Below are 12839 nucleotides of genomic sequence, written 5' to 3' on the forward strand. Positions count from 1 at the left end.
ACTCTGTTAGATAGTAAACATCTAACGAGGTCTACAGTTGCTCTTCTATCCAGCCTTCAATCTCAAGATATGATTGTTTAAGTTTGTCTAGCTGCTCATGAGTAGCATCCCAGTAACCGCGTTTATTAGCCTCAAAAAGTCTATTGATTATCTCAGCAGTTGCCCAACGGTTATTCTCAACTAATCTCTTTCTCATTTCTTCATCAAAAATATAACGCTCGGCAATTTTATCAAACATCCAGTTATCCACTGCACCTGTGGTAGCAGCAAATGCAAAAACATATTCCACTCTATCTTTGATATGCTGAGCACCGTGATATTCATGTTTTAGCATCTCATCTATCCATTTTGGATTAAGAACCCTTGTCCTGACTCCACGACGAATCGTCTGTTCAACAGATTCTGTGTGGATAAATTCCTTAGTTGAATCGGAATAATACATCTCAGGTTTTTTACCTGATTCAACCTCTACAGCTTTAGATGCGCCGCCAAAAAATTCATAATAATGGTCTAAATCAATCACTTCATATGCATGATGGCTTCTTATTTGAGAGACAATATCTACTCTTGAGAGAAGTTTTCGATAAATTTTGTCTGCTCTTTCACAATGAAGATTATCTGCATATACATAATTAACACTTTTTATGAAGACATCAGCAATCTGTTCCTCTTTTTCCCAGTTAGAAGTTTCAATTAAAGGTCTTACCCTGGTAGCATATTCTCCAGGAGGAGGACCATATATTCGTGCATGAGATATCTTTTTTGCTGTCTTTTCATCAAACTCTTTTTTTGCATCTTCAAAAATTTCTTTTGAATGTAGTTTTACATAATTCATCTCATCCGGTTCATCCAGACCCGCTACCATCTTGAAAGCATCATCCATCATTGTAATTAAATTGCCGAACATATCTCTGAAAAAACCACAAATTGTAATACAAACATCAATTCTGGGTCTTTTAAGTTCTTCAAGAGGAATGATTTCGGGAGTTTTAACTATACCTTTTTTCTTAATCCGCACCCCTACATATCTCAATACCTGAGCAATGGTCTCACCATAAGTCTCTGATGTTTCAAAGGCCCAGAGAGTTACATTTACTGTTTGAGGATATTTATTATGTTTTTTGAAGTATTCTTTTATAGTATTCTCCGCAACTTCTGCCCCTCTCTGATAAGCAATATCAGTTGGAATAAGATTTGGCTCAAATTCATAAGCATTCCTTCCTAAAGGAAGAACCTCGGGTGTTCTTATAGGATCTCCAGCTAAACCAGCATCTGAATATTCACCATTCATAAGTCTGGATAAAGTATTCATCTCTTCTGTTTTATTCAAATTATCTACAACTTTTTTTGCAAATTCTAAAGTATTTTTAAGATCTTCCCGGCTCGTACCAGAAATTTTTATTCTGCTTAATGTTTTACCGACTCCCATTGTAATGAAATTTTCTACTATTTCTTTAACCCGACTATCTATTTCGGCTAAAATTTCTGCATTTGTTCTGTTATTACTTTTCTTTGACGGATTCTTATAGATATATTCATAATCAAGCCCTTTTTTTTCCGCAAGAATTCTGTTTAATGATTTTATCTCTCCCCGATCATATCTAAGTACAGAAATAATAAAGTTTATAGTATCTTCTTCATCATATTTTTCGTCAAAGATATGAAGCCCTTTTGGGATAAGTGACCTTTTTGCCATATATAGCTGATCATAAATTGAATCAATATCTCCTCCTTCAAAATTTGCTTTTTGAGCAACTTCCAATATTTTTTTATAAACCATTTCTGCCCTTCCTGGATCATGGGTTCTTGCTTGATAATATTCTCTGATAAGTTCATCAAGGTCCGCAAGTTCATCATAAAGTTCAGAAGGAACGTAAGCGGGAGACAGGTGAGTATCCATTATTCCATAACCACGCCGATGGGCAACAGTACCTTCAGAAGGAGCATTTATTATATGATAGATATACAGATGAGGCATATTGCCGATTAAAATGTCCGGGTAACAGTTTTCAGTTAACCCATTCTCTTTACCAAACAGAAGTTCTAATGTTCCATGTGTCCCAACATGTACACATATATCTGCTTCCCATTTTTCTTCAAGCCACCTGTAGAAGCCGATATACTGATGGTGGGGTGGAAGTTCCTTGTCATGATAAACTTTCTCAGGATCTTCATGTATTCCTCTTGACGGCTGAAGTCCAATAAATATGTTTCCAAGTTCTATACCGGGAAAATATAAATTATTATCCCAACACATTATCTTTCCTGGCAATTCTCCCCACGAAGGGAACATTTTTTTCTTAGCTTCCTCTGGCAATTTCTCAAATAATCTTTGATATTCATCTCTATTCAACCACTTCCCTTTGAATTTTTCCTTTGGTATCCATTTACCAGAATTTACAATACCCCAGTCAGTAAACAGCTTGTGCAGTTTCTCCTTTGGAAGTTCACCGACATTATATCCTTCCTGTTTTAATCTTTTCAGTATTTTTTCCATACTGGCAAATGTATCAAGGTATCCTGCACATCCCAAATTATCTTCACCTGGTGGATAATTAAACATTATAAAAGCAACTTTTTTCTCTGAATTAGGTTTTTCTCTTATTTTTAACCAGTTTGATACTCTTCCTATCAACCTTTCAATACGGTCTTCAATTGGTTGCATTGTGTTTATTTCACCAATTTTTTCATACTTTCCTTTCGAAAGACCACTTATAGGAATAGGTTCAACACAAGCATCAATTTCCGGGAAAGCAATACCTGATATTACCTGTGGTGGATTAAAACCTTCTTTTGAATTTAACCAATCATCTATTTCCTGAATTACCATTGGTTTGGTATTAAAAACAGGGACATTAAGTTCCTTGAGGAGTTCTATCGTATCCTGACCACCAGCAAAAGGTGAACCTTCAGTCATCCTCCAGTATTGAAGATTTATTATTCCATCTAATTTTATCAGTTTTCCCTTTCTGGTAAGGAGTTTCCTGAACATATCTACATTCTGAATGGATGAGAATACAGGAATTATATTTGCTTTTTTCTCTAATTTATCAAGAAAAAAATTTATTGTTTCTAAGCATTCTTCGTAAAACCATCTTCCATAATAAAGTATAGCCAAAATAGGTTTAGTTTTATCAAAATAATATTTGGAAAGAAATCCATCTAGACTTGTAAATGTTCTTTCGATTTTAGGATGATAGATTGCCATATCAGGATTTTTTATCGGTTTTTTCACATATTTAAGTAGATGTTTATGTCCGCCATACTCTCCTAAAAGTAATAAAAGTAAACTTTTGAAATTTTCTTTTCCTCCATAATTGTAATAATCCATTATTTGGGTCCAGTTTCTTCCATCTCTTAAAGCGCCTATCGGTAGAAGTCCTCCCAGCCGGCTAATGACTTTTTTCATAAACTGTCCTCTTCTAACATAGTTCTTTGTTTCTAAGAAATCCATCTCTTCTTTTTTTATTTTGCTGCCTAAATGAAACGAACCAATTCTTGCCATTTTCATTGTATCAAAATCGCCACCAATAGGGATAAAGATATTATCTTCGTTCCTTAAAGCCTCGCACAATATTAAACCCGCTTTCCCAAAACTTTGACCTGCTGTGTAGATTACCACGTCCGCCTCTTTTGTTTCTTTTTTTACTATTTCGTCGTCAAGAATTTCAAAGTCAATCTTAGCAGACTGGAAATATTTCAGCTCCAAGATATTACCATATTCTTTTTGAATTTCATCATATGCAATAAGTAAATTTTTAACAAATGAGCCAGTATGTCCTGAAACAATTACTATTTTCATAGGGTTACCTCCGAACGGACAATGGTTGCAAGTTTTTCTGCTTCTAATTCATCAAGATGATAATATTTTGCATCGCAATTCTGGGCAAATTCTTTTGCTAAACCAAGACGGGGATAACCAGATTCTGTATCTATAACGATTGTGTGCAGATTCCTCTTTTTTATTTCTTCAGCACAGGTTTTGAGTTCACTCAATATATTCCCTTTTGTTGAAACATTTCCTTTGCCGTCAGTTATCAGCACCAGTATAGGAATTAAATTATCGTTTTTGACAATTTCGTTTTTAATTGTTTCTATCCCTCTAATAATCCCTGCAGGCAAAGGAGTTTTTCCACCAGTGGGTAGTTCTCTAAGCCGCTTTACTGCCAGATCTTTACTTCTTGTAGGTGGAAGCAAAGTATACGCATCTTCGTTTCTGAAAGCAATCATAGCAACTCTATCCCGTTTTCGATAAGCTTCCGTAAGTAATGAAAGGATAGCTCCTTTTGCTGACTTCATTCTTTCCTTTGCTCCCATAGAGCCACTTGCATCTACAACAAAGGTAATTAAAGATGCACTTTTGGCTACTCTTATCTTCTCACGAATATCTTCCATTTCTATTTTGAACTCACCATTTTTGCTCCTGCCAGCAGCAGCTCTAACTGTTGCATCAATGGCAATATCTTTAATTTTTTCCTGAGGTATTTTTGCTTTTATGTATTTGCCCTGTTTTGATTTTGTTAGTGTTTTTGAACTTCTGCCCATTGATCTCCGATAAACCTTGTCTTTTCTCCTCTCAAGAATCTTTTCTGCCTTTACGATTGCACCTATATCAAAAACCTCTTCTTTTGGGATTTGAGCTTCTAAACTAGATTTTTTTCCTTCCGGTTTCACTTTTTGTGCTTCTCTTGACTTTCCAAAAGCTTGTTTCAGTTTTTCCTTACTAATTTCGGGCTTTTCAAATGGTTGCTTCCTCATTCGGTGTTCAAGGCTAAATTCCAACGCTTCAAGAACATCTGCTTCTATTACTTTTCTTCTTCCATTAAAAGCGGCAATAGCCTTTGCAGTCTTAGTAGTAATAATATCAGCCCTTAAACCATCTACAGCAAAATCTATGCATACCTGACTTATCATTGATAGAAATTTATCAGAGATACGAACACCCGTTAGGAGTTTCCTTGCCTGCAATATTTTCTGACGGAGTTCAGCTTGGGCTTTTTCAAATTCTTTTTCAAACAAGAAATGCTCTCTATCAAATTTTTCACGGAGTTTCACAACCTTAATCCTTTGGTTTTTATCTTCAATTCTTTCAACTCTAACGCTCAAGCCAAACCTGTCTAAAAGCTGTGGCCTGAGTTCTCCTTCTTCAGGATTCATTGTTCCGATAAGAATAAATTTAGACGGATGATAGACACTTATACCTTCTCTTTCTACAACATTCACTCCCATTGCTGCAGCATCTAAAAGAACATCAGCAATATGATCATCTAATAAATTAACCTCATCAATATATAATATCCCTCTGTTTGCTTCAGCAAGTATCCCTGGTTCAAGGGCTCTTATACCATCCCTTAAAGCCTTTTCAATGTTCAAAGCTCCAATTACCCTATCTTCAGTCGCGTTGATTGGCAGGTCTATCACAAGCATCTTCCTTTTTTTAATCGGTAATCTTTTACCGGCTTTTTTTCTTTCCTGGCAGGTTTTACACATCTCTTTCAAATTATGAGGATTACAACTGAAGGGGCAATCAGCAACCACTTCTACTTCTGGAAGCAAATCAGCAAGTGACCTTACTGCTGTAGATTTTGCCGTTCCCTTTTCGCCTCTTATCAATACACCGCCAATCTTCCAATCAATTGCATTCAATAAAAGGGACTTCTTCATTTTTTCCTGTCCTACAATAGCGCTAAATGGATAAATCACATGTTTATGATGCATTTTTATTTCCACTCCTTATGGATATTATGTTTTTCTAATTCGTGTTACTATCAAACAAAAAAATAATACTACCTATATTTCTTTACCAGTTGTCGCCATAGTTAAAGAACCGTGTTTTACACCTTTGGTAGATTTTAGTTTATCAGCCAGGTTTTCAACTTCTTTAGGATTGCCTTTTACTACAACCATCTCTAAACAATTATCTTCATCTAAATGCACATGCTGAGAAGAAATAATCAAATCATGAAACTTGTGTTGAATATTGGTTAAATTATTTACCAGTTCTCTTTTATGGTGATTATAAACCAATGTAATTGTTCCTGCTACTTCTTTACCTTCAATCCATTCCTTTTTGACAAAATACTCATTGATTAAATCTCCTATCGCTTTGGACCTGGTAGGATAATTTTTCTCTCCAATCTCTTTATCAAACTTTGTTACAAGGTCATCATCAAGTGAAATGTTGAACCGTTTCAATTTAGACATTTTTAATTCCCTGTTAGTGTTACATTATTTATAATTGTAACATATTAATAAACAAAAATCAAGTCAAATTAAATGTTAATTTTAATTTTGCCATAAGGTTTTTTTCCTTCTGGGAACGTAATCATATTTTTTCTCCTGAAGTTTTTTTTACCGACGACCGAAGTTTTGGTTCAGTAAGTCCATATTCTTCTTTGAATTTTTTAGGATTTTTTTATCTCCTCCATTTGGATTTCGCCTATTTGGTCTAACAATTCAACTATCCGTTTATTAAGTTCCCTTACCTGTTGTATATTCTGACAAAATAGACGATACGCTTCTGTTAATTTCTTTACATTTTCAATCTCGTTTTGTGGAACATATTTGTAGATATTTCTACCTTTGTAAAAACAGGTAAGATATCCGTAATCTTTATATTCTACGTTAGGACTGATTGTTTTTATAGATTGAAGAACCTTCTGCCCTTTGACCCGAGCTCGGAAAATTAAACAGGCCGGTAACATCCTGCCTGTCATCTCACACCGCCTTTCCGCATATTGCCGCCTTTGCCTTAATTTACTTATTTCATTCATTAAATCCTGTTTTCTGTCCATCCCATCACCCCCCTATATTTTTATTGTACATTAGTAATATATTTATATTACTAATACTATTTTAGCAAAAAAACAATAGGGTGTCAAGCCCTGCAAAAAAATTTTCGCTTTTACCGACCGTACCTATCCCTTATGGCAAATCTTGAGTGACTGTCTCTAACCCAGCCATTTTATCGTTACCGATTGTCATTCCGAATTCAATATGTCATTCCCGTGTAAACGGGAATCCATAAATAAAGTTCCAATCGGATTGGGAATAACCTCCGTGTTATCTACGGACCCAAAAAGGACCTATCCCATTTTTCCTTTTTTCCCAGATATAATCTTGCTTTTTGTTATTTAAGTTTTGCCCCACACTTGTCACAAAATCTTGCGTTTTTGGGGTTTTTAGAACCACATTGAGGACAATAAATAACTTCATTATCATATTCCAGTTTTTTCTTTTTAACTGGCGTATAAGTGCTTATCCTATAAATACCGGGCAAAGGACAGGTAAATTCAAACACTATATCATCATCTATATCATAATCTTCTGCACTATATTTGTAATTATCAGAAAGAAAAAAAGTAATCCTGTGACTCCCGGGTGTTATTTTGATTCTTTTTTCTTCTCCGAACAGTATAGGAAATTTTGCATCAACAGATTGTACATTCATCCCATCAATTCTAATCCCGGCTATTTTAACTTTTTTTACTCCACCGAAAAGAGTTTTATATGACATTTTATTTTTTATTGTCATTACAACTCCATTTTGTGGTTCTTGGTAAACCTCTTGTTTGCCAAACCAACTAAACTCTTCTTGTATACCAGCACATCCAGACAACAAACCAACTGCTAAAAAACCAACACAAATAATTGAACCCATAAACTCATCTACCTCCTTTTTCCCGCACAATTAAAAACTAAAAACAAGACCAATATCTAAAGTCGGACCTGAAAAATTTAATTCAAAAGGAACATTAGTTGTTAAAAGTACCTTTTGACCATACGGATTTGTTAGATCTTCAATATTGGCAAATAGATATCCTAAATTTATAAACCCGCCTATACTGGCTTTTTCGTCTAAGTATCCTTCCCATCCACCTTTCAGCGTGAAACCGATAGCAGAACCTTTACAGGTGTCATTATATACTAAACTACCTATTGTAATTTGTTCCTCATAATTGCCTGATACACTGACCGGTCCGCCTCCAAGATAAAAAGAGCTTTTTTTATCACCCGATTCAAGTAATAATTCACCACCAACCAATATGCCCTTAACCGTGATATCCATATATCCTTTATTATAGTAGGAACCATATTCAAAATCAAAATTTGTACCACCTTTTATACTTTCAATATATGGCTTTATTGAATAAGTTTCTGAAAGTTTAAGTTTGAATGCACCACCCCAACCATAGATTTCAGTCAACTCATCAGTTTTTGTGATTCCAGAAAAAAGAGCTTTAATATATTCATTTACTCTATCCATTTTTACACTTTGTAATATCCAGTATATTTGAAAATTTGTACGACGAAGTATTTCATCTTTTGTTGGAATTGTATCTTTGACTAAAGAAGATGGGTTAGAAGATGTTTGCATCTGAGATGGTTCAATTTGTTCTTCTCGGGCAGGAGCATAATCTCCTGAGTTTTGTAATTGCCCACCACAAAATGCACAATATTTCGCAGTTGGTTTATTTTTATTACCACAATTTGGACAAATTATTTTTCTTTCTGATTCTAAATCATTAATATTTTCTTCTGCTATTGTAAAACTCCATAATTGTGATGGCACACTCCATCTATTACCCTTCTGCACTGCTACTCTCCAAAAATATGTATTTCCTTTTTCAAGATAACCAGAAGGTACTTTATATGGTGGTGATACATCAGTTTTTTTAAGTACTTTTATCCTGCAGAATTCATCAGTATAAATTGCAATTGTATACGAGTCGGCATCATCTATATCTTCCCAATCCATCGTAGGTGTTGTTATCTGAACGATTGAACCGTCCAGTGGACTAACAAGTTGTGGTTGTGGGGGTTTTTGTGAAAAAACGAAATTTGAACCTACAACAAACAAAAGCCAGAAAACAAAATATTTTTTCATAACTACTCCTTGCCCATGAAAACAAAAAGGGCGACAAATTCACCCTCAGTAACCAGTCAGGAAAACTGAGAAATGACCGTCGCCCATCAGCGACAGCCATTTCCTTACTGACTGGTTAGAGGATTTTTTCCTCTTTAAGGAAATACTGTTAAAAAATAGTACAAAAAACAAAGAACGATTTTATTCAAAATCTATTTGATTAAACTTTTAATTTTTTCTAAAACTTTTCTTGCCGACTCAATAGCCTCTGTTGCTTTATCTTTGCTGAATTCTATAGCAAATGGGTATCGGGTCGGTATGTATAGTTTATCAAGAGTTTCTAACTTTTCTATTATATCAGTTAAGGAATTATCATATTTTAAGCAATCTTTTAGCAATTCCTTTAATGGATGAATTTTTCTTGGCACTTCTCTATAATAAACCAAGAATGCTTTTAATGATTTTTCAGCTATTTGTTGACAATGAAAACAAATATCAGCATAAAATTCACTTGTATTCAACAAATGTTCTGCTACTGCTAAATCTTGTTCTGCTTTTTTTAACCAATCGCTTGCTGATAGAATATCATTTTTCATATAATATTTTTCCCTCTCTCAATATAACTTCTGCAAAAAGCCGTTCTTCAAATTGCATTTTTTGGAATTCTTCGGGAGTCAACACAATTGGTTCCACCGGTAAAGGATTGTTTCTTAACAATTTTAGCACTTCGCCAATCCTATCAAATATGTCTTTATCAGTTTTTTTAATTATTAAAAGATCTATATCTGACTGTTCAGTGAATTCGCCTCTTGCTGCAGAACCATAAAGTATAATCTTTTCCGGTTCGTATCCAATTATGTCATTTATTGTCTGCTGTAAGTTAGATTGCCAAGTATTCGTTCCCACAAATTTTCTCCCAACTCCAATTTTTATATTTTTAATTGTATAAAAAAGATTGCAAAAAAGCAAGATAAAAACTTTGCTTCTGAACGACGGCTATTTTTCCTTTGTGATATTCACAATCCTGCTTTCAAGTTGTGCTTTTATCGGTGAGTAACTTTTTACAAATTGAATTTGAGCATCTCTGTCTATAATTCCGGTATCACGAATCTCTTTTCCTTTTTTGAATGTATCAAATCCGTCGCCGCCTTTCGCAACAAATGAGTTGGTAGCAACTTTATAGTATTTTTTCGGATTTATCGGCTGGTTCCTAACGGTAATCTCAACAACTTTATCAGCCGCTTTTCTGTTTCTATCATACTTGAATTTCAAGCCCGCTACCTGAAGCATCCCGAACCTGCCGGAGACGGAACTTTCTAAAATCTCTTTTATCTGCGAACCTGTAAGTTTCATCGTAAAAATCGTATTGCCAAACGGTGAAAGTTCGTAGAGGTTTCTCAAAGTAATTTTACCTTCTGGCAGGTCAGCCCGAATCCCGCCGGCGTTCTGGAAAGCGATATCCGAATTCGTTATTTTTCTGAATACATCCGCCTGCCAGTTACCCAGCGGAATTTCGCCGTTTTTATCCGTTACAGAATGTGAAAGTTTCTGTGCCGATGAACCTATAATACTTTCCATTTTGGCAGAAATTTGCTCGGTAAGTTTTCCAATTTTCGTTTTAAGTTCTGTGTCCTCGCCAAGTTTCTTTCTGTTTAATGGTATCAATTTGTATTTTTTACTGACGATTTTTCCTTTTCTTATTTTTATTACTATTTGGCCAACGCATTTTCCGTAGCAACCTGCTTGAACAATCATTGTATTTTTTACCAGAATCGGCTTTTTCAAGAAATTATGTGTATGACCACCAATAATAATATCAATACCATCAGTGTTTTCGGCTAAAAAAACATCGTCTTCAAACTCACCTTCTTTTGCAAGTCCAATATGGGTTAATGCAACAACGACATCACATTTTTGTTTCAGAAGCGGGATATAATTTTTGGCAACATCTGTTTCTTTCCGGAATTCTAATCCCCGACGGACTTCCGGCATCGTGATATACGGCATTGCAGAAGTAGTCAGTCCAAGCACGCCTATTCTTACACCGTAAATTTCTTTTATATAATACGGCTCAAGCCATTTTACGATATTCTTCGTTTTCTTATCAATAACATTTGCACCCAATACTGAAAAGTTTGCCATTTCTACAAGTTTTTTTAACCGCTTCTGTCCTTTGTCAAACTCGTGATTACCAACTGTAAGCGTATCGTATCCAAGTTCATTCATTACTTTTACACAAACCTCGCCATTTGTTAAATCGCCTTCCGGTGTGCCTTGAAAAATATCACCTGCATCAAGCAAAATATACGGCTTTTGTTGTGATTTCAAGAAATTGGACAGAACCGTACTTGTTTCTATATGCCCGTGAACATCATTAGTATGAAAAATAACAATCTTTGTAGTAGCCAGTTCAACTGAATAGAAAAAATACAAGCCAACTACAATTGCAACTACAAGAATACCAATTAGTTTTCTTAAATTTTTCATAGTATTTATATTTTACTTAACAAAGTAGCAAAAATCAACTAAAAAATTGACAAATTGACTTATTTTTTATATAATTTTTATGCAATGGTAAATAACGAACTATTCCCTGAAAAAGAACTTGAAAGTTATAAAATCAAAAAAGTTATCAAGCGTGATGGCCGAATCGTTACATTTAACAAAGATAAAATTACAGATGCTATTTTCAGAGCGGCTGTAGAAGTTGGCGGGGCTGACTGTGAACTTGCAGATTCGTTAGCCAGAAAAGTTGTTCAGATGATAAATGATAATTATCCGACAGACGCTACACCGGCTGTTGAAGAGATTCAGGATTTAACCGAAAAGGTGCTGGTTGAAAATGGCCATTATACAACTGCTAAGGCCTATATTTTATATAGGGCACAACATAAACAACTCCGTGAAGGTCGGGAAGCAAATATCCAGGTTCAGGATAATATACCTTACAAGATTTTATGGAAGTATTTCACATGGAATGTTGACCATAACTGTGATACTATTGAAAAACTGAACTTGCAGATAAAAAACGGGACAATCAAACAACTTATAGACGATGCAGAATCGCTTTACCAAGATGAAATAGAAAAAGTTGCCCTAAAAATTATTGAAAATACAGACAGAATCCGAATGATAATTGTAGCAGGCCCTTCTTCAAGTGGAAAGACCACAACTACCACAAAGATTAGTGAGGTTCTTCAAAAGAAAAATATTAGTTTCGTACTTCTGAATCTTGACAATTATTTTAAAGACCTTGAAAACCATCCAAAAGACGAATATGGCGACTACGATTTTGAGACGCCTGAAGCACTGGATTTGCCGTTAATTAATCAACATCTTTTTGACCTGCTTAAAGGCAAAACAATCAAAATGCCTTATTATGATTTTAAGATTGGGAAACGATTTTTAGATAGAACCGAATTCAAACTTCAACCAAACCAGATTCTTTTGATTGATTCTCTGCACGGGCTTTACGACGAGATGACAAAAAGTATCCCGCATAATATGAAGTTCAAATTCTACATAGAAGCAATCTGCCAGATAAGAGATAAAAACAATGAATTCGTCCGCTGGTCTGATTTAAGAATGCTTCGGCGGATGGTCAGAGACATTTGGCATCGTGCTTATAATCCAATGCGAACTGTCGGGCATTGGCATTATGTCCGTCGGGCAGAAATGAAATACATTGTTCCATTTATAAACAAAGTAGATTTTGTCTTTAACGGCGCGATGCCGTATGAATTGCCATTACACAAAAAATATATGCTGAAAGAATTCCCGCAAATTATCAAAGAATATGAGGCTGACCCGAAAAAAATCGATGCCTATATTAGAGCAAAACGGATTTTTACGGTCCTACAGGAATGTGACGAGTTTGATGAAACACTTGTTCCTAAAAACTCGCTTGTTAGAGAATTTATCGGCGGAAGTTGTTATAAGTATTGAAGCCGCAGATATACGCAGATTAAAAGCA

10 protein-coding genes are annotated in these 12839 nt (G+C 35.0%); 1 reads left to right on the forward strand and 9 read right to left on the reverse strand.

The genetic code is table 11. The annotated features are described in order from the left end of the window. Positions 1-31: 31 nt before the first annotated feature. From bchH to AB1349_03525, 9 genes are all read right to left on the reverse strand, one after another. Positions 32-3802, reverse strand: coding sequence for a magnesium chelatase subunit H (gene bchH / locus AB1349_03485; GenBank protein MEW6556398.1), 3771 nt, complete (start codon positions 3800-3802; stop codon positions 32-34). Beyond that, on the reverse strand, positions 3799-5718 hold the full coding sequence (locus AB1349_03490) for a magnesium chelatase subunit D family protein (protein ID MEW6556399.1): 1920 nt from the start codon (positions 5716-5718) through the stop codon (positions 3799-3801). The genes bchH and AB1349_03490 overlap by 4 nt, the downstream gene beginning before the upstream one ends. Before the next feature lie 72 nt (positions 5719-5790). Beyond that, on the reverse strand, positions 5791-6204 hold the full coding sequence (nikR, locus tag AB1349_03495; GenBank protein ID MEW6556400.1) for a nickel-responsive transcriptional regulator NikR: 414 nt from the start codon (positions 6202-6204) through the stop codon (positions 5791-5793). A gap of 200 nt (positions 6205-6404) precedes the next feature. After that, on the reverse strand, positions 6405-6794 hold the full coding sequence (locus AB1349_03500) for a hypothetical protein (protein MEW6556401.1): 390 nt from the start codon (positions 6792-6794) through the stop codon (positions 6405-6407). Positions 6795-7129: 335 nt separating this feature from the next. Then, positions 7130-7660: a zinc-ribbon domain-containing protein gene (locus AB1349_03505; protein MEW6556402.1), complete on the reverse strand. Its 531-nt coding sequence runs from the start codon at positions 7658-7660 to the stop codon at positions 7130-7132. Positions 7661-7690: 30 nt separating this feature from the next. Further along, positions 7691-8887: a zinc ribbon domain-containing protein gene (locus AB1349_03510; GenBank protein ID MEW6556403.1), complete on the reverse strand. Its 1197-nt coding sequence runs from the start codon at positions 8885-8887 to the stop codon at positions 7691-7693. A 191-nt stretch (positions 8888-9078) separates the two neighbouring features. Beyond that, positions 9079-9462, reverse strand: coding sequence for a HEPN domain-containing protein (locus AB1349_03515; protein MEW6556404.1), 384 nt, complete (start codon positions 9460-9462; stop codon positions 9079-9081). Next, a complete protein-coding gene (locus AB1349_03520; protein ID MEW6556405.1) occupies positions 9452-9772 on the reverse strand; it encodes a nucleotidyltransferase domain-containing protein in 321 nt (106 codons plus the stop codon). The genes AB1349_03515 and AB1349_03520 overlap by 11 nt, the downstream gene beginning before the upstream one ends. A gap of 90 nt (positions 9773-9862) precedes the next feature. Next, on the reverse strand, positions 9863-11353 hold the full coding sequence (locus tag AB1349_03525) for a 5'-nucleotidase C-terminal domain-containing protein (protein ID MEW6556406.1): 1491 nt from the start codon (positions 11351-11353) through the stop codon (positions 9863-9865). A gap of 84 nt (positions 11354-11437) precedes the next feature. Here AB1349_03525 and AB1349_03530 point away from each other — a divergent pair, with 84 nt between their 5' ends. Further along, positions 11438-12811 (forward strand): ATP cone domain-containing protein, encoded by a 1374-nt coding sequence (locus tag AB1349_03530; protein MEW6556407.1) that lies wholly within the window; start codon positions 11438-11440, stop codon positions 12809-12811. Positions 12812-12839 lie beyond the last annotated feature (28 nt).

Source organism: Elusimicrobiota bacterium, assembly GCA_040757695.1.
GTDB lineage: Bacteria > Elusimicrobiota > UBA8919 > UBA8919 > UBA8919 > JBFLWK01.

Excerpts from the sequence above, each read along its gene's own strand:
- AB1349_03525 (MEW6556406.1), bottom strand. The coding sequence starts at position 11,353 with ATGAAAAATTTAAGAAAACTAATTGGTATTCTTGTAGTTGCAATTGTA.
- AB1349_03500 (MEW6556401.1), bottom strand. The coding sequence starts at position 6,794 with ATGGACAGAAAACAGGATTTAATGAATGAAATAAGTAAATTAAGGCAA.
- AB1349_03515 (MEW6556404.1), bottom strand. The coding sequence starts at position 9,462 with ATGAAAAATGATATTCTATCAGCAAGCGATTGGTTAAAAAAAGCAGAA.
- nikR (MEW6556400.1), bottom strand. The coding sequence starts at position 6,204 with ATGTCTAAATTGAAACGGTTCAACATTTCACTTGATGATGACCTTGTA.
- AB1349_03510 (MEW6556403.1), bottom strand. The coding sequence starts at position 8,887 with ATGAAAAAATATTTTGTTTTCTGGCTTTTGTTTGTTGTAGGTTCAAAT.
- AB1349_03490 (MEW6556399.1), bottom strand. The coding sequence starts at position 5,718 with ATGCATCATAAACATGTGATTTATCCATTTAGCGCTATTGTAGGACAG.
- AB1349_03505 (MEW6556402.1), bottom strand. The coding sequence starts at position 7,660 with ATGGGTTCAATTATTTGTGTTGGTTTTTTAGCAGTTGGTTTGTTGTCT.
- bchH (MEW6556398.1), bottom strand. The coding sequence starts at position 3,802 with ATGAAAATAGTAATTGTTTCAGGACATACTGGCTCATTTGTTAAAAAT.
- AB1349_03530 (MEW6556407.1), top strand. The coding sequence starts at position 11,438 with ATGGTAAATAACGAACTATTCCCTGAAAAAGAACTTGAAAGTTATAAA.